This is a genomic window from Streptomyces sp. NPDC021562, assembly GCF_040640875.1.
GTDB lineage: Bacteria > Actinomycetota > Actinomycetes > Streptomycetales > Streptomycetaceae > Streptomyces.
In genome coordinates, this window is the sequence record NZ_JBFACN010000005.1 from 69,378 (window position 1) to 90,298 (window position 20,921).

The 20,921-nt window shown below is 71.4% G+C and carries 18 protein-coding genes; 8 read left to right on the plus strand and 10 right to left on the minus strand.

Features of this window, described 5'->3' with window-relative positions:
* Positions 1–36: 36 nt before the first annotated feature.
* Positions 37–477: a hypothetical protein gene (locus tag AB0G52_RS09265; RefSeq protein ID WP_361335239.1), complete on the minus strand. Its 441-nt coding sequence runs from the start codon at positions 475–477 to the stop codon at positions 37–39.
* 451 nt (positions 478–928) lie between these two features.
* Complete coding sequence (rsmI, locus tag AB0G52_RS09270) at positions 929–1,777, minus strand: 16S rRNA (cytidine(1402)-2'-O)-methyltransferase (protein ID WP_360511268.1); 849 nt, start codon at positions 1,775–1,777, stop codon at positions 929–931.
* Between the two features lie 95 nt (positions 1,778–1,872).
* Between rsmI and AB0G52_RS09275 the strand changes: the two genes are divergently transcribed.
* The 3 genes from AB0G52_RS09275 to AB0G52_RS09285 all read left to right on the plus strand — a co-directional run bounded on the left by AB0G52_RS09275 (position 1,873) and on the right by AB0G52_RS09285 (position 7,188).
* On the plus strand, positions 1,873–3,651 hold the full coding sequence (locus tag AB0G52_RS09275; protein ID WP_132891916.1) for a phospholipid carrier-dependent glycosyltransferase: 1,779 nt from the start codon (positions 1,873–1,875) through the stop codon (positions 3,649–3,651).
* A gap of 143 nt (positions 3,652–3,794) precedes the next feature.
* Complete coding sequence (locus AB0G52_RS09280) at positions 3,795–5,405, plus strand: penicillin-binding transpeptidase domain-containing protein (protein ID WP_361335243.1); 1,611 nt, start codon at positions 3,795–3,797, stop codon at positions 5,403–5,405.
* A gap of 112 nt (positions 5,406–5,517) precedes the next feature.
* The gene (locus tag AB0G52_RS09285; RefSeq protein WP_361335246.1) at positions 5,518–7,188 is read left to right on the plus strand and encodes a penicillin-binding transpeptidase domain-containing protein; all 1,671 of its coding nucleotides are present in this window, start codon (positions 5,518–5,520) and stop codon (positions 7,186–7,188) included.
* A gap of 9 nt (positions 7,189–7,197) precedes the next feature.
* Here AB0G52_RS09285 and AB0G52_RS09290 read toward each other — a convergent pair whose 3' ends face one another.
* A complete protein-coding gene (locus AB0G52_RS09290) occupies positions 7,198–7,545 on the minus strand; it encodes an SsgA family sporulation/cell division regulator (protein ID WP_132891919.1) in 348 nt (115 codons plus the stop codon).
* 77 nt (positions 7,546–7,622) lie between these two features.
* On the opposite strand from AB0G52_RS09290, the gene AB0G52_RS09295 reads away from it, so the two are divergent.
* From AB0G52_RS09295 to AB0G52_RS09310, 4 genes are all read left to right on the plus strand, one after another.
* The gene (locus tag AB0G52_RS09295; RefSeq protein WP_132891920.1) at positions 7,623–7,895 is read left to right on the plus strand and encodes a hypothetical protein; all 273 of its coding nucleotides are present in this window, start codon (positions 7,623–7,625) and stop codon (positions 7,893–7,895) included.
* Between the two features lie 53 nt (positions 7,896–7,948).
* Positions 7,949–8,410: a MarR family transcriptional regulator gene (locus tag AB0G52_RS09300; protein WP_132891921.1), complete on the plus strand. Its 462-nt coding sequence runs from the start codon at positions 7,949–7,951 to the stop codon at positions 8,408–8,410.
* Positions 8,411–8,584: 174 nt separating this feature from the next.
* Complete coding sequence (locus AB0G52_RS09305; RefSeq protein ID WP_207921871.1) at positions 8,585–8,989, plus strand: organic hydroperoxide resistance protein; 405 nt, start codon at positions 8,585–8,587, stop codon at positions 8,987–8,989.
* A gap of 28 nt (positions 8,990–9,017) precedes the next feature.
* The gene (locus AB0G52_RS09310; protein WP_361335249.1) at positions 9,018–10,178 is read left to right on the plus strand and encodes a serine hydrolase domain-containing protein; all 1,161 of its coding nucleotides are present in this window, start codon (positions 9,018–9,020) and stop codon (positions 10,176–10,178) included.
* A 42-nt stretch (positions 10,179–10,220) separates the two neighbouring features.
* Here the strand turns inward: AB0G52_RS09310 and AB0G52_RS09315 are convergent, their stop codons facing one another.
* The 5 genes from AB0G52_RS09315 to AB0G52_RS09335 form a co-directional block, all read right to left on the minus strand.
* Complete coding sequence (locus tag AB0G52_RS09315; protein ID WP_132891924.1) at positions 10,221–10,496, minus strand: DUF1876 domain-containing protein; 276 nt, start codon at positions 10,494–10,496, stop codon at positions 10,221–10,223.
* 72 nt (positions 10,497–10,568) lie between these two features.
* Positions 10,569–11,474, minus strand: a complete 906-nt coding sequence (locus AB0G52_RS09320; protein WP_132891925.1) for an NAD(P)-dependent oxidoreductase — start codon at positions 11,472–11,474, stop codon at positions 10,569–10,571.
* A 139-nt stretch (positions 11,475–11,613) separates the two neighbouring features.
* A complete protein-coding gene (locus AB0G52_RS09325; RefSeq protein ID WP_361335253.1) occupies positions 11,614–14,367 on the minus strand; it encodes a phosphoesterase in 2,754 nt (917 codons plus the stop codon).
* Between the two features lie 13 nt (positions 14,368–14,380).
* On the minus strand, positions 14,381–15,754 hold the full coding sequence (locus tag AB0G52_RS09330; RefSeq protein WP_361335256.1) for an ABC transporter permease: 1,374 nt from the start codon (positions 15,752–15,754) through the stop codon (positions 14,381–14,383).
* On the minus strand, positions 15,751–16,692 hold the full coding sequence (locus AB0G52_RS09335) for an ABC transporter ATP-binding protein (protein ID WP_361335780.1): 942 nt from the start codon (positions 16,690–16,692) through the stop codon (positions 15,751–15,753). Before AB0G52_RS09335 ends, AB0G52_RS09330 begins: the two co-directional genes overlap by 4 nt.
* A 301-nt stretch (positions 16,693–16,993) precedes the next feature.
* Here AB0G52_RS09335 and AB0G52_RS09340 point away from each other — a divergent pair, with 301 nt between their 5' ends.
* Positions 16,994–17,272: a hypothetical protein gene (locus AB0G52_RS09340; RefSeq protein ID WP_132891928.1), complete on the plus strand. Its 279-nt coding sequence runs from the start codon at positions 16,994–16,996 to the stop codon at positions 17,270–17,272.
* An 85-nt stretch (positions 17,273–17,357) separates the two neighbouring features.
* Here the strand turns inward: AB0G52_RS09340 and AB0G52_RS09345 are convergent, their stop codons facing one another.
* On the minus strand, positions 17,358–17,834 hold the full coding sequence (locus tag AB0G52_RS09345) for a hypothetical protein (protein ID WP_361335259.1): 477 nt from the start codon (positions 17,832–17,834) through the stop codon (positions 17,358–17,360).
* Between the two features lie 97 nt (positions 17,835–17,931).
* Positions 17,932–20,781 (minus strand): PKD domain-containing protein, encoded by a 2,850-nt coding sequence (locus tag AB0G52_RS09350; RefSeq protein WP_361335262.1) that lies wholly within the window; start codon positions 20,779–20,781, stop codon positions 17,932–17,934.
* Positions 20,782–20,921: the final 140 nt, after the last annotated feature.

Consider the following 20,921-nt stretch of genomic DNA (forward strand, 5'->3'; position numbering starts at 1 on the left):
ACGGAAGGGGCATGCCCCGCCGGACCCGTGCCCGGGTCAGCCCGCCTTGCGCTGGAACGGGTGCAGGAGATCGGACAGGTGCCAGTGGTGGTCCGCCTCGACCCGTGCGGGGGCCTCCGTCGCCGCCGCCCCGGGTCCGGGTTCCGTACCGTCCTCACCGGCCGGCCGGGGCCGCGGCGGCCGGTGCTGCTGCGACCGGCCGGCCGCGTTCTGCACCGACGAGACCTGGCCCGCGCGCATGATCCGCACGACCTGTCCGTCGCAGTTCTGGCACGCGGGCCGGCTCAGCGGGGACGGCACCACGCGGCCGTTCGCCACGTACGTGACGAACTCGTGGTTGTCGGCGTCCGTGTGGTGCTCTATCTCGTACGACTGCTCCCAGCCGTGCCCGCACCGCATGCAGGCGAAGGAATACGACTCGTGGACGACGGCTGTGGCCGCACCGCGGAGGCCGGTCTGCCCTGCGATCTCACTCATGCCAGCTCCTCTTGTCCGCTGGACAAGCACCCCCGGCGCGGGATTCCCCCCGGAATCCCATGGGGGTGAGGGACGGGTGCGTCCCTGCTGACCAGTGGACGCCTTCACCGGCGCGAATGCAGCAGGGCTGTCGAGTGTTGGAGGCGATTTGGACTTCGCTTGCCGAATCGGCCTCGCGAAGGGGGGCTCGCCTTTGCCTTTCCCTGCTTTGCTTTACCGTCGTGTGGGGCGCGCGCTCAGAGGAGAAGCCACCCGCTCAGAGGAATCATATCCGCAGGTCAGGGGCGCACGCTCAAAGGAGAAGCGGCGCGCTCGGAGATCAACGGCGCCCCCTTTGCGACACCGCTCACCGAGACGCCCCGAAAGAGGCGCGGGGAACTGCGCGACAAGCCCCCACCGGCCCGCACCCGACTACACAAAAGCAACCACGACGGCGCCCCAGAACCCCACCTCACCCCTCCGCACGCTTCGCCGCGACCACGGCGTCGAAGACGACCCGCTTCGGAATTCCCGCCTCGACCGCCACCGCCGCGATCGCCTCCTTGCGCCGTTCCCCGGCCTCCTCCCGCACCCGCACCCGCCGCACCAGCTCCGCCGCGTCCAGCTCCTCGGGCCCCCGCTCCGGCGCGCCCTCCACCACCACGGTGATCTCGCCGCGCACCCCCTCGGCGGCCCACACCGCCAGCTCGGCCAGCGGGCCGCGGCGCACCTCCTCGTACGTCTTGGTCAGCTCACGGCAGACGGCGGCCCGGCGTTCGGCCCCGAAGACCTCGGCCATGGCGGCGAGGGTGTCGTCGAGGCGGTGCGGGGCCTCGAAGTAGACGAGGGTGCGGCGCTCCTCGGCGACCTCCTGGAGCCGCGAGCGGCGCTCGCCCGCCTTGCGGGGCAGGAAGCCCTCGAAGCAGAACCGGTCGACGGGCAGTCCGGAGAGCGCGAGCGCGGTGAGCACCGCGGACGGCCCCGGGACGGCGGTGACGCGGATCTCCTTCGCCACGGCCGCGGCGACCAGCCGGTAGCCGGGGTCGGAGACGGAGGGCATCCCGGCGTCGGTCACGAGCAGCACGCGCGCGCCGCCGACGAGCTCCTCGACCAGTTCGGGGGTGCGGGCGGCCTCGTTGCCCTCGAAGTACGACACCACGCGGCCCTTGGGCGTCACACCGAGCGCCTGGGTGAGCCACCGCAGCCGTCGGGTGTCCTCGGCCGCGATGACGTCGGCGCCGGTCAGCTCGGCCGCGAGCCGGGGCGGCGCGTCCGCGACGTCGCCGATGGGGGTGCCTGCGAGGACAAGGGTTCCAGTCACTCCCCCATCCTCCCAGGCCGGGCCGATCGCAAAGGAACCCACCATGAAGACCCATTGCACGGGACTCACACAGAACGGTTCCCTACGATGGCGCGGTGACCAGTACCGCGTCCTCCACGGACACCCGGCAGGACCAGGCGGCGCTCGACCAGCGGCCGGCGTGGCAGCAGCGGCTGCACCGGTTCGGCTACCCGCAGAGCCCGGCGCGCACGGCGGCCACCGCCGGCGGCAGAGGCGCCGAGGGCGCCGGTGTCGTCGACCGCCTGGTGCCGCCGTACGCCGAGCCCGGTTCGCGGCTGTGGCTCGCGCTGGGCGTGCCCCCGGTGCTCGCCGACCGGATCACGCGGTGGTCGGCCTGGGGCGGCCCGCTCCTGGTGACGCTGATGGCGGGCCTGCTGCGGTTCTGGAACCTGGGCAGCCCGAAGGCGGTGATATTCGACGAGACGTACTACGCGAAGGACGCGTGGGCGCTCGTCCACCGCGGTTTCGAGGTCAACTGGGACAAGAACGCCAACGACCTGATCCTGCAGTCGAACGGCCACCTGACGATCCCGGCGGACGCGGCGTACGTCGTGCACCCGCCGGTCGGCAAGTACGTCATCGGGCTCGGCGAGCTGATGTTCGGCTTCGACCCGTTCGGCTGGCGCTTCATGACGGCGCTGCTGGGCACGCTGAGCGTGCTGCTGCTGTGCCGGATCGGGCGCCGGATCTTCCGCTCGACGTTCCTGGGCTGTCTCGCGGGCGCGCTCATGGCGGTGGACGGCCTGCACTTCGTGATGAGCCGCACCTCGCTGCTCGACGGCGTGCTGATGTTCTTCGTGCTGGCCGCGTTCGGCTGCCTGGTCGTCGACCGGGACAGGTCGCGGGCGAGGCTCGCCGCCGCGCTGCCGCCGGACGCGGACGGCCGGATCCGCCCCGACGCGCGCGTGGCCGACGGTTTCCGCTTCGGCTGGCGCCCCTGGCGGTGGGCCGCGGGCCTGCTGCTCGGGCTCGCGATCGGCACCAAGTGGAACGGGCTGTACGTGCTGGCCGCGTTCTGCGTGATGGCGCTGCTGTGGGACGTGGGCGCCCGCCGGGTGGCCGGTGCCGCGCACCCCTACCGGGCGGTCCTGACGCACGACACGGGGATCACGTTCCTGGCGACGGTCCCGGTGGCGATCGCCGTCTACCTGACGTCCTGGATCGGCTGGATCCTCTCCCCCACCGACGGCACCGGCGGCTACTTCCGCAACTGGGCGGCCGGCGACGGCAAGGGCGGCGACTGGACGTTCCTGCCGGACTGGCTGCGCAGCCTGTGGCACTACGAGCACGAGGTGTACCTGTTCCACATCGGCCTGTCGTCGCCGCACACGTACATGTCGAACCCGTGGTCCTGGATCGTGCTGGGCCGCCCGGTGTCGTACTACTACGAGTCGCCGTCCCCCGGTGCGGACGGCTGCCCGGCCGACGCCGGTGAGAAGTGTGCCCGTGAGGTCCTCGCGATCGGCACGCCGCTGCTGTGGTGGGCGGCCTGTTTCGCGATCGCCTACGTCCTGTGGCGCTGGGCCTTCCGCCGGGACTGGCGGGCCGGTGCCATCGCCTGCGGCATCGCGGCCGGTTACCTGCCCTGGTTCATGTACCAGGAGCGCACGATCTTCCTCTTCTACGCCGTCGTCTTCGTGCCGTTCCTGTGCCTGGCGGTGGCGATGATGATCGGCGCGATCATCGGCCCGCCGGGCTCCAGCGACACCCGCAGGCTCGTCGGCGCCTCCGGTGCGGGCGTCCTGGTCCTGCTGATCGCCTGGAACTTCATCTACTTCTGGCCCCTGTACACGGGCACGGCGATCCCCATCGACTCCTGGCGTTCACGGATGTGGCTGGACACCTGGGTCTGAGCCACATCCCTGATCTCCGTTCGGCCAACAATCGGTCAACCTCTGTCACGGGAACCCCACCACGACCTACAGTGCGAGTCACGACCAGCTTTTGAACGCGTTCACAAAATGCGGCAAAAGCACACGGGGAGGGATGTCGCGCCATGCGCAAGGGGGTCAAGGCGGCCGTCGTCGGCAGCGTCTGCACCGTCGTGGTGGGCGGTGCGGGCTACGGCGCCTACAACGTGCTGTCGGCGCTCAGGGGCGACAGCACACCGGCCGTGCGGACCGGGCCGCCCACCGCGGACGAGATCAAGGACACCACGCAGAAGTTCTTCACGGCCTGGGAGAAGGGCCGGTCGGTGGACGCCGCGTCGTTCACCAACAACTCCGCCGACGCCGAACCCGTCCTCACCTCCTTCAGCACCACCGCGCACATCAAGGACGTGCACATCACGCCCGGCGAGGCCCACGGCGCCACCGTGCCCTTCAGCGTCAGGGCGACCGTGGCCTACGGCGGGAAGTCGAAGCCCCTCGCCTACAAGAGCTCCCTGCGGATCGTGCGCGGCGAGACCACGCACCGCGCGCTCGTCGACTGGCAGCCCTCCGTGGTCCATCCGCAGCTGCGGCGCGGCGACACCCTGGCCACCGGCGAGGCCGCGAGCCCGCCGATCGAGGCCGTCGACCGCGAGGGCAAGGTCCTCACCAAGGACGCGTACCCGTCGCTCGGCCCGGTCCTGGACGAGCTGCGCAGCCGGTACGGCGACAAGGCGGGCGGCACCCCGGGCGTGGAGCTGGTCGTCCACCACGCCTCCCAGGAGGCCGCCGACACCACGCTGCTGACCCTCGCCGAGGGCCGGGCCGGCAAGCTGCGCACCACGCTCGACGCGCGCGTGCAGGCCGCCGCCGAGACGGCGGTGACGAAGTACGCCGAGTCCTCCGTGGTGGCCGTCAAGCCGAGCACCGGCGAGGTGCTCGCGGTCGCCAACAACCGCGCGGACGGCTTCAACGCGGCCTTCCTCGGCGAGCTGGCGCCCGGCTCCACCATGAAGATCATCAGCGCCGCCACCCTCATCGACACCGGTCTGACCACCTCGACCGGACCGGCGCCCTGTCCGCCCACGGCGACCTGGCAGAGCCAGACCTTCAGCAACCTCAAGGGGCTCCAGCCGGACGAGAAGGCCACCCTCTCCGACAGCTTCGCGCGCTCCTGCAACACGGCGTTCGTGAAGTACGCGGACTCCGTCCAGGTGGACTCGCTCACCAAGGAGGCCGAGGACCGCTTCGGACTCGGGAGGAACAACTGGAAGGTCGGCATCCCGAGCTTCGACGGCCGGGTGCCCGCCTCCGGCGGCCCGGACACCGCGGCCAACCTGATCGGCCAGGGCCAGGTGCAGATGAGCCCGCTGAACATGGCCTCCGTCGCGGCGACCGCGATGACGGGCACCTTCCGGCAGCCGGTGCTCGTGTCCCAGAAGCTGGACGGGCGTGAACTGGCCACCGCCAAGGGCCTGTCGGCCGGTACGAGCGCGCAGCTGCGCGCCATGATGAACCGCACCGCGACCAGCGGCACCGCGGCCGGTGTGATGCGCGGGCTGAGCGGCAGCATCGGCGCCAAGACGGGCTCGGCGGAGGTCGACGGGCAGTCCAGGTCGAACAGCTGGTTCGCCGGCTACCGCAACGACGTGGCCGCCGCGGCCATGACCCAGGACGGCGGGCACGGCATCGACGCGGCCGGTCCGATTGTCGCGAGTGTGCTACGGATCGGTGGCTGACGTCATCCCCCCGGGGCGGGACTCTAGGCTGATGCAGTCGTTGGGGAGCGTGAGGGCGACGAGGGCGACGGGGCGGCGGGGACCCTGGGGAAGTGCGCGGAGGAACTGAGCTGTGGGCAAGAGAAGGCGTGCCGCCGAACGGCGGACGAAGAGACCCGCCGTCATCGGCGGGGCGATCGCCGTCGTCATCGGCGCCGCCGGGTTCGGCGGCTACGCGCTGTACGACGGCGGGGCCGCCGCGGACGCGGCCTCCGGCACGGCCGACCACAAGGACGTCAGGACCGGCCCGCTGTCGGCGACCGAGGTGCAGACGACGGCCCACACCTTCCTGGCCTCCTGGCAGCAGGGCAGCGCCACCCGGGCCGCCGCCGTCACGGACGACCCCGCGGCCTGCGTCAGACTGCTCACCGGCTACGGCAAGGACGCCCACATCAAGGACGTCACCCTCACCGAGGGCACCCGCACGGGTGCCAAGGTGCCGTTCTCGGTGAAGGCGACGGTGTCCTACAAGGGCGTCAGCAAGCCGCTGTCGTACTCCTCCTCCTTCACCGTCGTCCGGCGCAAGAGCGACGGCAAGCCGCTGGTCGACTGGCACGCCTCCGTCGTCCACCCCGACCTCCAGGACGGCGACATCCTGGTCACCGGCGAGTCCGGCACCCCGCCCGTCACCGCCCTGGACCGCGACGGCGGGAAGCTCACCACCGCCGCGTACCCGTCGCTCGGTTCGGTCCTCGACGGACTGCGCGAGAAGTTCGGCAAGAAGGCCGGCGGCAGGGCGGGCGTCGAACTGCGCGTGGTGCGCGGCAAGGCGTCCGAGAAGGCGAAGCTCTCCGACAAGACCCTCCTGGAGCTCAGCAAGGGCACCCCGGGCACGGTGCGGACCACGCTCAGCCCGACCCTCCAGGCGGCCGCCGAGAAGCAGGTCATGACCCGGAAGAACGCCTCGGTGGTCATGGTGCGCCCCTCGACCGGCGAGATCCTCGCGGTCGCCAACTCCAGCCACGGCTTCAACGTCGCCTTCCAGGGCTCCCTGGCCCCCGGCTCCACCATGAAGATCATCACCTCGACGATGCTCTTCGAGAAGAACCTGATCACGCCGGACGCGTCGCACCCCTGCCCGAAGACGTACAAGCTCGCCGGGTGGACCTTCCACAACGACGACGACTCCGAGATCAAGAAGGGCACGTTCAAGCTGAGCTTCGGCGCCTCCTGCAACAACGCCTTCATCGACTTCGCGCCGAAGCTCTCCGACAGCGACCTGACCACCGAGGCCCAGCAGGTCTACGGCCTCGGCATGGACAACTGGGCCATCGGCGTGCCGACCTTCGACGGCTCGGTCCCGGTGCAGAGCGGCGCGCAGATGGGCGCCTCGCTGATCGGGCAGGGCGGGGTACGGATGAACCCGCTGAACATGGCGTCGGTGGCGGCCACGGTCGAGACCGGCACCTTCCACCAGCCGTACCTGGTCGCGCCGAGCGTGGACAACCGGACGCTCGCGAAGGCCTCGCGCACGATGTCCGCGAAGACCCAGTCCGAGCTGAAGGAGGTCATGTCCTACACGGCGGCGTACGGCACCGCGGCCAAGGCGATGGCCGGGCTGGGGCCCGACTACGGCGCCAAGACGGGTTCGGCCGAGGTCGACGGGCAGAAGAAGCCGAACGGCTGGTTCACCGCCTACAAGGGCGACCTGGCGGCCGCGGGCGTGGTCCAGGCCGGCGGCCACGGCGGCGACACGGCCGGCCCGATCGTGGCGGCGCTGCTGAAGCTGGGGTCGTCCCTGTAAGGCCCGGGTTCAGCCGGCCACGGGGGTGGCCATGTAGGTGCGCCTGAGGAAGCGCAGCAGCGCCTTCGACTCGAACTGCACCACCGAGGTGCCGTGGTCGGAGTGGAACTCCACCACGGCCTGTACCCGCCCGAGCGGCCACACCCGGACGTCGCCGCTCTCCGCCGGGGTTCTCAGGCCCTGCTCCAGAAGCGAGCGGGAGAAGGTCCACTCGTCCGTGCCGGGCAGGCCGACCCGTACCGACCGCGGGTCCGCGTCGGGGTCGTACCGCAGGACGACGGGTACCGCGGGCGGCTCGCCCCGGGCGTCCTCGTCCGTGACGATGTGGGCGCGCGCGTACTGCTCGACTACAGACATCGGACTGCCCTCTACGCTCCGTGATCCCTGCGAAGACCGTGCATCCGCTTTCTCTCCAATGTCGCACATTTTCCGCAATGCGCTTGCCGAGGGAACCCGGCGCACGCGTGCGCGCCGCCCTCGCGGAGCTCCTGCGCACCTTGGAGGTGGCGGTCCTCATGGTCACGCATGACCCGCCCTACGCCCTCGAACCGGGGCCGCGCGCCCTGCTCCCGGGCGCCGGCACGATCGCCGCCGACGGCCCCACCGGCGAACTCCGCTCCGGCACGGCCCTGTTGCGGGCCCGCCGGCTGGGACTCCGCTTCCATTCCGACCCGCGGGCGGCATCGGCGCGACGCCAGGAGATGTGACGCGTTTCCGTGACGCCCGTCCCGCACATGCCCGCGTCCGTGACAATGGGCACGTGACGACAGAAGAGGACGCCAGGGTGCCGCGCCTGGACGACCAGCTGTGCTTCGCGCTGTACGCCGCGCAGCGTGCCGTGACCGCCGCCTACCGCCCGCTCCTCGACGAACTGGGGCTCACCTACCCGCAGTACCTGGTGCTGCTGGTCCTGTGGGAGCGGGGCGAGACCACGGTGAAGGAGCTGGCCGGCGCGCTGCGCCTCGACTACGGCACGGTCTCACCCCTGCTGAAGCGGCTGGAAGCGGCCGGCCTGGTACGCAGGGAGCGCTCGGAGCAGGACGAGCGCTCGGTGCTCGTCGCGTGCACCGAGCGCGCGGAGGAGCTGCGCGAGCGCGCGGCGCGCATACCGGGCGCGCTGCTCACGACGACGGGGCTGGGCGGGGCGCAGGTGGCGCGGCTGCGCGAGGAGCTGCGCGAACTCGCGGACCGGGCGGGCCGGTCGGCCTGGCACCAGGTGTAGCCACCGCCCGTTACCCGCGGTTTCCACCCCCTGCTCGTCACAGCCCTTCCTACCGGTCGGTACCTTGTGCACGATGTGCTTGCACACTTCTGTGTTGCCCACCACTGTTTCCGCTCTGGGGGAGGTCCCGCCGTGCTCGAAGGCGCCACCGTCGACACCCGTCCGACGAAGATCATGTATGTCGCGGAGGCGACCGCGCACGGCGGCCGGGACGGGTACGTGACCAGTCAGGACGGCCATATCGACCTCAAGGTCGCGATGCCGCCGGAGCTGGGCGGCGACGGGAACGGCACCAACCCGGAGCAGTTGTTCGCGGCCGGCTACAGCTCCTGCTTCCACAACGCGCTGATCCTCGTCGGCAACCGCTCCGGCTACGACCTCACCGGCTCCACGGTCGCCGCGAAGGTCGGCATCGGCCCCAACAAGCAGCGCGGCTACGGCCTCGCGGTCGCCCTCAGCGTCTCGCTCCCGGTGCTGGACGCGGACGTCGCGGCGAAGCTCGTGGACGCCGCCCACGAGGTGTGCCCCTACTCGAACGCGACCCGCGGGAACATCGACGTGACGATCGTGCTTGGTTGAGAGAGGACCCGGCAGGAGGAGTACGGACGTGGACGTGAACGGCACTGTGGCCGAGGGCTTCGAGCCGGTGAGGGACGCGTTCACCCGTAACTTCGCACTGCTGGGGGACCGCGGCGCGGCGGTGGCCGTCTACCGGGGCGGCCACCGGGTGGTCGACCTGTGGGCGGGCACGAAGGACGTCGACGGCACCGCGCCCTGGGAGCGGGGCACCGCGCAGATCGTGCGCTCGGCCACCAAGGGCGTGGCCGCCGCCGCACTGCTGCTTCTCGCGCAGCGCGGGGAACTGGACCTGGACGCCCCGGTGGGCGAGTACTGGCCGGAGTTCAAGGCCGCGGGCAAGGAGCGCACGCTGGTACGGCAGCTGCTCGCGCACCGCGCGGGCGTGCCGGTGCTGGACCGGCCCCTGACGCCCGCGGAGGCCGCCGACCCGGAGGTGGGCGCGGCGGCGGTGGCCGCGCAGGCGCCGGTGTGGGAACCGGGCACCGACCACGGCTACCACGCGCAGACCTTCAGCTGGCTGACCGGCGAGCTGGTACGGCGGGTGACCGGACGCGGCGTCGGCGCGTGGATCGCGGACGAGATCGCCCGGCCGGTCGGCGCCGACCTGTGGCTCGGGCTGCCCGAGGCGGAGCGGGCGCGCGTGGGGCGGGTCGGGCCGGTGGCCGCGCCGGAGGCCGCCGGCGGGCTGCGGACCCGGCCGAAGCGGGCCGTGTCCGAGGCGTACGCCGACCCCGGCTCGCTGACCCGGCGGGCGTTCGGCGCGATCAGCCCGCTCCCGGACGAGAACGACCCCGCCTACCGCGCGGCCGCCCTCCCCGCCTCCAACGGCATCGCCACCGCCGACGGCCTGGCCCGCTTCTACGCCGCCCTGATCGGCGAGGTCGACGGCGGCCGCCGGCTGTTCGCCCCGGGGACCGTGGAGCTGGCCCGCGCCGAGCAGTCCGCGGGGCCCGACCGCGTCCTCGTCGTCTCCACCCGCTTCGGACTCGGCTACATGCTGCACGGCAGCGCCTCCCCGATGCTCTCCCCGGCCTCCTTCGGCCACCCGGGCCGCGGCGGCTCGCTGGCCTTCGCGGACCCCGTCTCGGGCATCGCCTTCGGCTACGTCACCAACGGCTTCCGCAAGAGCGTGACGGCGGACCCCAGGGCCCAGGCCCTGGTACGAGCGGTATGCACGGCGCTGTCGTAGCGACCGCGGCGGCCTCACGGCCGGGTCCGTCGTGGGCTGCGCTCACACGTTGATCGGGTGCGAGTGGCGGCCCGAGTCCGCGTCGATCTCGCCGTGCGCCTTGGTCAGCAGTTGCATGGCCAGTTCGTTCAGGGCGCGGGCGCCGGCGATCTCCTCGCCGACCCTCGGCTGGTTGTTGTCGGAGTCGTGCCGGCTCGCGTGGCCGTGCGCGCGTACCTCGGTGCCGTCGGGCAGGCGGACCAGGGCCACCGCGCGCGTGTGCGTCTCGTCCTCCAGGAACTCCAGCTCCACATGCCATCCCACAGCGGTTCGCATCATGAGCACCACCTTTCCGGAATCGCTGCTTCCAGGGTGCTCCCGAGGGACCCGGGCCGTCACGTCGGCCCGGGCCTACTCCTGGTCGGACTCGTTGCCGGACTCCTTGTCGAAGCTGGCGAAGTACGCGGCGGCCATGTCCTCGTCGGCGTGCCCCTGGGCGGCGGCCCGCGCGAAGCGTTCGGCCGCGGCCTCGGCGACGTCGAGGCGCACGCCGTTGCCCGCGCCCGCGGCGACGATCAGCCGGGCGTCCTTCTCGGCGGTGTCCACCGCGAAGGACGGCGGGGTCAGTCCGCCGTCGAGGATCAGCTTGGCCTTGGCCCGCAGATAGCCCATGTCGAGCGGGCCGCCCTCGATGATGTCGAAGAAGTCCTGCGGGTCGACGTCGAGGGCCCGCGCCAGCGCCACCACCTCGCCGGTCGCCGCGGTGGCCGCGATCACCCAGCTGTTGGCGACCAGCTTGAGCCGGGTCGCGGCCGCGGACGAACCGTCGTCCCCGGTCCACAGCGTGCGGGCGCCGACGGCGTCGAAGACCGGCGCGAGCGTCTCCCGGCCCTGCTCGGGCCCGGCGGCCAGGACGGTCAGCTGTCCGGCCTCGGCGGGCTGGCGGGTGCCGAGCACCGGCGCGTCGTAGAAGACCAGGCCGTGCTCGCTCGCGAACGCGGCCAGGTCGGGGATCTGGTCGAGTCCCGCGGTGGTCGACTGGACCCAGAGCAGGCCGGGGCGCAGCGCCTGGGCGGCCTCGCGCAGGGCCGCCAGGGCGGTGGCACCGTCGTACAGCATGGTCAGCACGACGTCGGCGCCCTCGACGGCCTCGGCCGGGGTGCCGGTGACCCGGGCGCCGTCGGCCGCGAGCGGCTCGGCCTTGGCGCGGGTGCGGTTCCAGGCGCGGACCGGGTGCCCGGCCTTCAGGAGATTGCGGGCCATCGCCGCGCCCATGATCCCGGTGCCCAGCACGGCGACGGTCGGCTTGTCGGTCATGACGTCTCCCTGTCCTCGTACGTTCCGCAGGCCAGCTTTCCGCATCGCGGCCGGCTGCGCGCGACGCCTACCCGTTCCGGACCGGAAGACACGGAAGACCCCGGCACCGGCCGGGGCCTTCCGGTGTGCGCGGGCGGGATCAGCCGTCGTTCTCCGAGGAGGGCAGGTAGGCGCCCGGGACCTCGTCCGGCGTGTAGATCTTCTTGTCACCCGGGTACGGCTTGGTCCAGTTGTGGGTCTGGTACCAGGTCCAGCGGTTCATCTGGGTGGGGTTGGCGTAGTCCGGCACCGCGTTCTTGCCGGTCAGCCGCTGGTGCGCGGCCCAGCTCTGCCACTGCGCCGCGACCTGCTTCTCGGCCGCCGGCACCGACACCGACGTCGGCGCGGCGGCCGCCCTGGTGTCCTGGGCCGCCGGGGTGTCCGAGCCGCAGGACGGCTGCGGGTTCACGCCGAGGGTCAGCGAGGTCCGGTTGGGGACCGCCGTGAACGGGGTGTCGTCCGCCTTGCCGGTGAACGCCCCGTACATCGGGGTGGCCGCGCTGTCGAGCTGGTTCATCGGGTGGATCCCGAGGATCTGCTCGATGGTGCGGACCATCGTGATCTGCGAGTAGTAGTGGTCGTCGACCTTTCCGTGCTGCGCGTACGGGCTGATGACCTGGACCGGGGCGCGGTGGCCGTCGACGTGGTCGAGACCGGCCTGGGAGTCGTCCTCGACGACGAAGATCGCCGAGTCCTTCCAGTACCTGCTGTGGGTGATCTCGTCGACCATCCGGCCGACCGCGAGGTCGTTGTCGGCGACCTCGGCGGCGGCGTTGGCCGGGCCGCCGGTGTGGTCGTTGGAGAACCAGAACATGTTCAGGTTCGCCGGGCCGTTCTTCTCGAAGTCCTGCTTCCAGATCTGCTCTTTGTAGATGTCCGGGACGCTGAGGTCGAAGAGCGGGAAGCCCTGCACCGACACGTCGTTGAGCGAGGGGATCGCCGAGCCCGTCTTGATGGGGTAGGCGGTCGAGGTGCCGGTCGCGGCCATGTTCTTGCTGTCGCAGTACAGGTTCTGCCAGGTCGCACCGGCCGGCTTGGTCTCCACCGACTGGAACTCGCCGAAGTCCTTCACGGACTTGCCGGCCGCCTGCGCCCCGGTCCAGATGAACCCGGTCTTCTGGTGGCCGAGGACGTCGTCCTCGGTGTCGTAGCTGCGCGTGTACTCGCCGGCCGACGACTCGGTGTACTCCGGGTTGTCCGACTGCATCAGCCAGTTGTGGCCCTCGGCGGAGTTGGTGCCGATGTCGTAGAAGTTGTCGTACAGCCCGAACTGCTGGGCCAGCGCGTGCTGGTTCGGCGTGACGTTCGCGCCGAACTGGGTGAGCGCGGAGTCGCCGTTGCCCTGCGGGAGGTCGCCGAAGACCTGGTCGTAGGTGCGGTTCTCCTTGACGAGCAGGAAGACGTGCTTGATCGTCGACGGGTCGCCGATCCGCTTCGGGACCGGGACGGCCCTGGCGTGGCCGTAGCCCCTGGCGGTCTTCACCGAGCCGGCGGTCCAGCCGTTCTGCTGGAAGACCTTGGCCGTCTCGGACCTGACGACCTGGTCGCTCGGCAGCGTGAACCGGGTGAGGCTCGACGTGGTGTCGTGCGTGTTGTGGCCGGCGGCGTCCGGGCGCAGCGCGTCGACACCGCGGGTGTTGGCGACGACGATCTTCTTCCCGTCGGCGAAGACCCCGGACGGGTAGTAGTCCGTCGGGAGCAGGCCGACGTAACGGGCCGGCATCTGCGGGGACGTGTACCGGTAGACGGCGACGGCGTTGGCGCGGCCGAGCGTGACCAGCAGGCGTCCGTCGTCGGTGAGCGTGACCGCGTTGGGCTCGTAGCCGACCGACGCCTCCGGCCACGGCTGGGTGGCGATGGTCTGGACGACCCGGTCCTTGCGGCTGTCGATGACCGACACGCTGTTGTCGGCGGTGTTGGTGACGAACACCGCGCCCCTGCTCGCGTACACCGTGGTCGGGTGCAGGCCCACGGCGACGGTGCCGACGGCGGCGGACGGGTCCGCGGTGTCGATGACGCTGACCGTGCCGGTGGTGCTGGCCCCGGTCCTCGGGTTCGCCACGACGTCCGTGCCGTACGAGTTGATGGTGGTGTCGCCGGCCTTGGCCGGGCGCCCGCCCTCGTTGCTGACGTAGAGCTTGCCGCCGACCAGGGCGATGCCGCGCGGCGCGTTGCCGACCGCCCAGGTCTGCTTGATCGTGCCGGTCGCCGCGTCTATCGCGACCACCTTGTTCTGGCCGTTGACCGCGGAGTACACGGTGGAGCCGTCGGCCGAGAAGACGGCCGCGCCCACCAGCGCCTGCTTGGTGCCGTCGGCCGGGATGTTCACGGCCGTCGGCGCGGCGAGGGTACCGTCGGCGTTGACGGTGAACTTCGTGTAGCCGTTCGCCTGCCCCAGCCACAGCTGCTTGCCGTCGGGCGAGTAGGTCGGGCCCTCCTGGCCGACCGCGCCGCTGCTGATCCGCAGGTCGTCCGCCGTGCTGGTGCCGATCTTCTGCTTGACCTGACCGGTGCTCAGGTCCATGACGACCAGGGAGGCGTCGCCGTCGGCGATCGAGGCGGCGAGGCGGGTGCCGTCGGGGCTGACCGTCGACGACATGATCTTGCCGTCGTTGATGACGGTGCGGGTGCCGTAGGGGTTGATGTACTGGTCGGCGGAGACGACCTGGCCGTTGGCGGTGTTCTGCCCCACCTGCTGGGTGCCGAACTGGTACGTCGAGGCGACCGCGGTGCCCGTGACGCCGAGGGCGACGGCGATACCCGCCGTCACCATCAGGGTCCGGCGGCCGACGCGGTGGCCGAAGAGGTGGAGCTGTCTCGTCTCACTGGTCCGGCGCTGGCGGATTACCTGCACGGAACTGTTCCCTTCAGTGGATGTCGAGCAGATCGACGTTGCCGTCGAACTGCCACAGCGGATTCGGGGCGTCGCCGGTGGAGGTCCGCACGAGGAAGTAACCGTTGACTTCCTTCGGACCGTCACCGTCGGCCACGAACCGCCCGTCCGAGGTGATGTCGAGCTGGTAGATCGCCGTCCCCGTCACCGGGACGCCGGGGAGGTGCCAGCTCACGACGCAACGCCAGTCGTTCCCCGCGCCCTCCTGGGCGGCCTGGCCGTCGCTCTTGGTGCACGCCGCCGTGGCCCCCAACTGCTTCTCGGTGACGGCGGGTCGATGGAGTTCCTGCGTCTGCAGGCGGTAGAGGTGCCCGAAGGCCGTGGCGAGGGACTGCTGCACCTTGTCCTGCCGGATGCCGGAGCCCGTCGAGGGAGTGGCCGCGGCGACCGCCCCGACGGTGACGGCGGTCAGCGCCGCCAGCGGCAGCACGCCGAGGGTGAGCGCGCGGCGTCCGGAACCGTCGTCGGCGGGGTTGGTGAAGTCCCGCCGTACGAACAGCACATGGGCGAGGACGGTGGCGAGCACCGCCCACGCCAGGCTCACCGCGACGCCGGTCAGCAGCGGGGCGAGCCGGGTGGGACTGGTGAAAAGGCCGTTCCAGGAGACGAAGGCGTAGCCGGGCAGGGCGAGTCGCACGGCGACCGGCAGCGGCATCATCTGGGCGACCGACATCGCGAGCGCGACGACCGGCGGCAGCAGCAGCCCCATCGGGGAGCGGCCCAGCGCCACCGAGCCGAGCAGTCCGACCGCGGCCAGGGCCAGGGTCGGGGCGAGGGCGGCGGTCCAGGCGAGCAGGACCCTGACGGCCGTGTCCCCCGGCGTGAGCAGATGGCCGTCGAGCCCGACCAGCGGCCGGTCGCCGACCGCCAACAGTCCGCCGACCGCGCCGGAGCAGGCCAGTCCGGCCACCAGGAGCACGATGACGGTGAGGCTGGCCAGCGACTTCGCCACGAAGATCCGGGTGGGCGAGCGGACCGCGACCAGCAGGTGGCGCCAGGTGCCGAGCCGGTCCTCGGAGGCGAACACGTCACCGGCGACCACCGAGGTCAGCAGCGGCAGCGCCCAGGTGCCCGCGAAGCCGAGGATCACCAGCGGTCCGGCCCAGCCGGTCGCGTGCATCCAGCGCCCGAACAGCGTGTCGGAGGGGAGCGTGCTCTGCTCACCGACCCCGGCGACGAACAGCCCCGGAGCGGTCCAGCAGGCGAGGACCAGCAGCCGGATCCGCCACTGCGAGACGAGTTTGACCAGTTCGAAGCGGTAGCCGCGGGACACCGGGACCCGGCGCGCGGCGACCGGGGCCGGCCCGGTGCCGGCCGTGGGGGCGGTGGTGGCGGCGGTGGCGGTCATCGGGTGGCCTCCTGCTGCTCGGTGAGGGCGAGGAAGGCGGCCTCCAGCGGCGAGACGACCGGGGCGAGTTCACGGACCGCGACGTCCGCGCGCACGACCTCGGCGACGAGATGGTCGAGGGCGGGCACCAGGGCGCGGACCACGAGCACGTCGGGGTCCTGCCGTACGCCGCTGCCGTCGACGATCCGGATCCCGGCCGCGTCACCGGCGATCCGGCGCGCGGCGGCCGGGTCGGAGGTGCGCAGCCGGTAGTCGAGTTCGCGGTTCTCGGCGGCGAGTTTGCCGAGCTGACCGGAGAACACGACGCGTCCGGTGGCGAGAATGGTGACCTCGGAGCACAGGGCCTCCAGGTCGTCCATCCGGTGGCTGGAAAGGACCACGGCGGTGCCGTCGGCGGCGAGCCGGTTCAGGACGCCGTGCACGTGTCTCTTCCCGGCCGGGTCCAGGCCGTTGGACGGCTCGTCGAGGACCAGCAGCCGGGGCCCGGTGAGCAGGGCGGCGGCGAGTCCGAGCCGCTGGCGCATGCCGAGCGAGAAGCCACGGGCCTTGTCGTCGGCGACGTCGGTGAGCCCGGCCTCGCCGAGCACCTCGTCGATGAGCGCCGTCCCGGTGTCCAGACCGCGCAGCGCGGCGAGGGCGGCGAGGTTCTGGCGGGCGGTGAGCGAGGGGTAGAGACCGGGCGCGTCCACGAAGCCGGCGACGCCGTCGGGGGCGGTGAGGGCCCGTTCGACCGGCGTGCCCAGGATCTCGAGGCGGCCGCCGTCGGCGACCGCCAGGCCCAGCAGCAGCCCCAGCAGCGTCGTCTTTCCGGCGCCGTTGGGGCCGACCAGGCCGTGGATCTGACCTTGCGTCACATCCAGGTCGACGCCGTCGAGTGCGACGACTTCACCGAAGCACTTGGTGATCCCGCGGGCCCGGACTGCGTGGAGTGTGTCCATGAGTCCCATGCGTCCCTTCTTCCGCAATCCGCAGGGACCTTATGGAGAGCACACAACCCGGGCACAGGCGGGCGTCTGAACGTTCGACGAACGGTTCGTCAAGGCAACGGCAAGTCCGCCGGACGGGCGGTCGGCGCAAGGGGCATACCGGCCGGAGTCGGTGCGGGCCGGACTCCGCGGGGCGGCCGTCCGGCGCGGCGCCGCACGCACGGACGCCGGCGGTCGCACCCCGGTGCGGACGTGCCGGACACGAGCGGCGAGAATTCCCCCCCCCACCCCGACCGAGAGCGAAGGTGCCGTCATGAACAGACCGGCCCCCCGTCACCCGGCCCCCCGTCACGCCACCGCCCTCTACGCGGTCGCCGCGACCTGCGCCGCTCTGGGCGCGCTGCTGTGGGTGCGGGGGCAGACCGCACCGCCGCGGGTCTACGGGTCCTACCTGGCGGCCGACAGCTACACGCGGTCCGCGTGGCGGGTGTGGTCACCCGCAGTGCCCGAAACCCGCCTGGGACTGTACCTGGTGGGCGTCGGCGTCGCACTGGCCCTGGCAGCACGCCTGCTGCCGTCCCGCCGCGACTGAGGGGCCACCGGTCGACCGGCGTGGAGCATCAGCTCGGCCGATGACGGCGCCGACGAGCCGGCCGCACGCGACAACTGACGGCCGCTCATGAACTGTGCGGCTGATTCCCGGGGGGCTGAGTGACGACGACCCGCCACATCACCGAGTCAGCCGCCGAGAACTTCCATGCGAGCCGGCGCACATGGGCATGCGGAATCTTGGCGGTGAACACGCCGCTCCCGTCGCCGCATTGGGACCCGGCGAGGGCCGCTCCGGCGGCAGTGATGGTGAACTTCGAGGGACCGGCGCACGTCCACATCACCGTGACGGATGAGGCTTTCCCCGCCGACGCGGGCAGCGTGAGGCCACCCGCGCCGCGGCCTGACCCGGTGTAAAGCGTTCGCGATCCCACCGGAATCGGAGACTGGACCGGATCGGGAAGGCGGTCCGGATTTGCCGGGACCGACGCCGGCGTGGCAGTCACGCCATGGGAGACGGTGGGCCGGGGGTGCGCGGATCCCCCGGAACAGGCCGACACAAGCACCAGAGCCGACACGCCGACGGCCAGCAGGGACCGCTTCATCAGGTCGTCCTCACGTCAAGGGTGGAAGCATGCGCGGGATCTCCCCGGCCGTACGAATATGGCGGGGAAGATCGATGGTCGCCTTCGGCCCGTCTGATCAGCCGATGTAGTAGCCCTCGACATCCGCGACCACGTTCACGCTGCCGCTGTTGTCGTAGATGTCGATCGACCCGTCGGAACCGACCGGGACCAGGGCCAGATTGGCACGGGTGGCGCCGGCGGCGAGGTTCAGGGTGGAGCTGCCGGGCAGCGCTGATCCGTCGGCGTAGGCCGACAGCCAGGTGCTGGTGGTGGGCTTGACGCCGGTGAGATTCATCAGCACCGCCTTCACCCCGTCCGGGACGCCGCCGACACCCGCCACCTTGACGCTGAGCTTGGACTTGGCGCCGAGTGTGCCCCGGGCCGCGCCGGTGCCGTTGCGGGTGTCCAGCACCCGGGTCGGCGAGACCGGGAAGTAGGGCGAGCCCAGGGCACTCGGGGAGTTCGACACGTCCGACACCACATAGCCTTCGAGGTCGGCGATCAGGTCGACGCTGCCGTAGCCGTTGTAGAACTGGACCTGCCCGTTGCTCACCGGCGCGACGACCAGATTGGCGCTGGTCTGTCCGGCCGTGAAGTTCAGTACGGAGCTGGTGGGGACATTGCCGGAGCTCGGTTCCAGGCCGACCCAGCTGGAGGTGGTGGCATTGGTCTCGGTGACGTTCAGCAGCACCGCGGAGGCGTTGGCGTAATTGCCGACTGGAAGGGTGACCGTGACCAGCCCGCCCGGCCCGACCTTGCCCTTGACGGTGTCGGTGCCGGTCCCGTTGCGGGTGTCCAGCACCCGGGTCGGGCCGCTCACCTGGACGAAGCCCGTCCCACCCAAGGTGACCGCGGCGGTGGTGCTGTAGTACCCCTCGACGTCTCCCACCAGGTCGACGCTGCCCGAGTGGTTGTACAGGTCGATGTAGCCGTCGGCGGGGACCGGTACGGTGACGAGGTTCGGTGTGACCTGGCCGGGGACCAGGTTCAGGTGGGAGGCGGTCGGCCGAGCGGTGCCGTCGGGGTAGGCGGTGATCACCGTGCTGGCGGAAGCGTGGAGGCCGGTCAGGTTGAGTGTGACCGCGGTGACCCCGGTGGCGGGGACGCCCTTGACGCCCACGACCTTCAGCCGCAGCACTGAGCCCGGGCCGACCTTCGCCTTGGCGGCGCCGGTGCCGTTGCGGGTGTCCAGGACCCGGGTCGGCCCGAAGGGCACGAATGCGCTGCCGACGGTGACCCGCTGGGTGGTCGTGGCGGTGTTCCCGCCATCGTCCTTGACCGTCAGGGTGGCGGTGTAGGTGCCGGGATGGGGATAGGTGTGGCCACCGACGCCGCTCGTGCCGAGATCCGCGGCCGGGGTGCCGTCCCCGTAGTGGACGCTGTAGTCGGCGACGCTCCAGTCGTCGGTGGTCTTGGTGGCGTCCGCCTGGACGGTGAGGCTGCTGTACGGGTAGGCCTGGCTGAGCGACAAGGCAGGCGCCAGCGGGGCTTCGGCCGCGACGTTGACGTAGGCCTTCTTGCTGCCGGCGACAGAGGCCCCGGCCGCCGTGGTGGCGGTGACCGTGACGGGGTAGGAGCCGATCGCGGCGTAGGTGTGGGTGACGCCCGGGGTGGTGGAGACCACCGGGTCGCTGCCGTCTCCGAAGTTGAAGGTGTAGTTCGTGATCCGGGTCTTCCAGGGGTTGGTCTCGTCCGCCGTGATCGTCTCGGACAGCGGGGCCGGACCCTTGCTGACGGTGACGGCGGGCGCCACCTGGTAGGGGTTCTGGTACTCCGTCGCGCCGCGGTCGTAGTAGCCGACGCCCGTGCCGGTGTCGGCCACGAGCGGGTCGTCCACGCGGGGCTTGCCGTTGAAGTCAGTGCCGAGCTCGTTCGGTGCGTCGGCGTCGGCGGAGTCGATGAGCGGGGTGAGGTTCAGGCCGGTCCTGTCTGCGGCCACCGCGACGTACAGTTCGTGCTTCCCCTGGCCGGTCGCGGCCTGCAGATCGGCGGCGGTCGCGTAGGTCTGGCCACCCCAGCCGTAGAGCGCGCCGCCGGACTCGGACTCGAAGACGTTGTAGTCGTAGGTGGTGCCGCTCGTCGATCCGGAGGACACCACCACCGGCGTGCTGGTGCCGTACCTCGCACAGCCGCCCGAGGTTCCGAGGAAGAAGGCGTTGTTCTCGATCGTCGAACCGGAGGAGGTACCGGTGAGCGCGATCGCGGTGTTGCAGCCGCCGTCGTCGGTGAAGGTGTTGCCCACCACGACGGTGCCGGGCGCACCTGCTGCGTTCACGGGCGGGTTCTTCCCGTAGGAGAACTCGCTGCCGGTGATCACCGTCCCACTCGCCCCCGACGCGATGTCGACGCCGTCCTCGCCCGGCTGGGTTTCGATGTCGTCCCGGCTCAGTGTCAGGGCGCTGCTCTGCCCGTCGATGCTCACCAGCGCGCCCGAATAGGCGCCCCCGACGCGGTCGCCGTCCAGCGTCACCTCGCTGGATCCCTCGACCGCCACGACCGGGGCCCGGACGTTCGTCCCGATGAAGAAACCGTGCACCGCCACGTCGTGCACGTGGTCGAGAGTGAGCGCAGGGCCGGAGCCCGACTCGGGCGTGACGATCTGGGTGAGCACCTTGCTCGTGCCGGTGGTGATGGTGATGGGAGCACTCGCGGTACCCGAGGTCTTCACATCGAGCGGTCCGAAGGTCCCCCTGACCACCATGACCGTGTCACCTGGCTGTGCGGCGTCGACGGCAGTCTGCAGCGAACAGTAGGGCTGGGCCTGCGAGCCCGCGCCGACTGCGCTGTCGGAGCAGTTCGACGTCGACAGGTTGTTCACGTACAGCGTGCTGCCATCCGCGCGGGCGGCGGACGGAGTCAGCGCCAGGCCCGCGCCGAGAAGGCCGACCACGCCCGCGAAAGCTGCGATCGCACGTGGCAGCACCATTCCCCCAGTTTTCACTTGATGTTGTCGGCAATCCTTCCTGTACGGCGAGGAATTGACCAGGTTGCGAAAGTATGGAGATCACCAAGACGTCGTTCCGCCCACCGCGGACCGACGCTCGCCGTCCCTGGCAGCAAACCTGC

Coding starts and splice junctions, on each gene's coding strand:
- AB0G52_RS09350 (WP_361335262.1), bottom strand. CDS start 20,781: ATGGTGCTGCCACGTGCGATCGCAGCTTTCGCGGGCGTGGTCGGCCTT.
- AB0G52_RS09330 (WP_361335256.1), bottom strand. CDS start 15,754: ATGACCGCCACCGCCGCCACCACCGCCCCCACGGCCGGCACCGGGCCG.
- AB0G52_RS09295 (WP_132891920.1), top strand. CDS start 7,623: ATGCGCTTGCCGAGGGAACCCGGCGCACGCGTGCGCGCCGCCCTCGCG.
- AB0G52_RS09320 (WP_132891925.1), bottom strand. CDS start 11,474: ATGACCGACAAGCCGACCGTCGCCGTGCTGGGCACCGGGATCATGGGC.
- AB0G52_RS09280 (WP_361335243.1), top strand. CDS start 3,795: ATGCGCAAGGGGGTCAAGGCGGCCGTCGTCGGCAGCGTCTGCACCGTC.
- AB0G52_RS09305 (WP_207921871.1), top strand. CDS start 8,585: ATGTATGTCGCGGAGGCGACCGCGCACGGCGGCCGGGACGGGTACGTG.
- AB0G52_RS09265 (WP_361335239.1), bottom strand. CDS start 477: ATGAGTGAGATCGCAGGGCAGACCGGCCTCCGCGGTGCGGCCACAGCC.
- AB0G52_RS09290 (WP_132891919.1), bottom strand. CDS start 7,545: ATGTCTGTAGTCGAGCAGTACGCGCGCGCCCACATCGTCACGGACGAG.
- AB0G52_RS09340 (WP_132891928.1), top strand. CDS start 16,994: ATGAACAGACCGGCCCCCCGTCACCCGGCCCCCCGTCACGCCACCGCC.
- AB0G52_RS09345 (WP_361335259.1), bottom strand. CDS start 17,834: ATGAAGCGGTCCCTGCTGGCCGTCGGCGTGTCGGCTCTGGTGCTTGTG.
- AB0G52_RS09335 (WP_361335780.1), bottom strand. CDS start 16,692: ATGGACACACTCCACGCAGTCCGGGCCCGCGGGATCACCAAGTGCTTC.
- AB0G52_RS09315 (WP_132891924.1), bottom strand. CDS start 10,496: ATGATGCGAACCGCTGTGGGATGGCATGTGGAGCTGGAGTTCCTGGAG.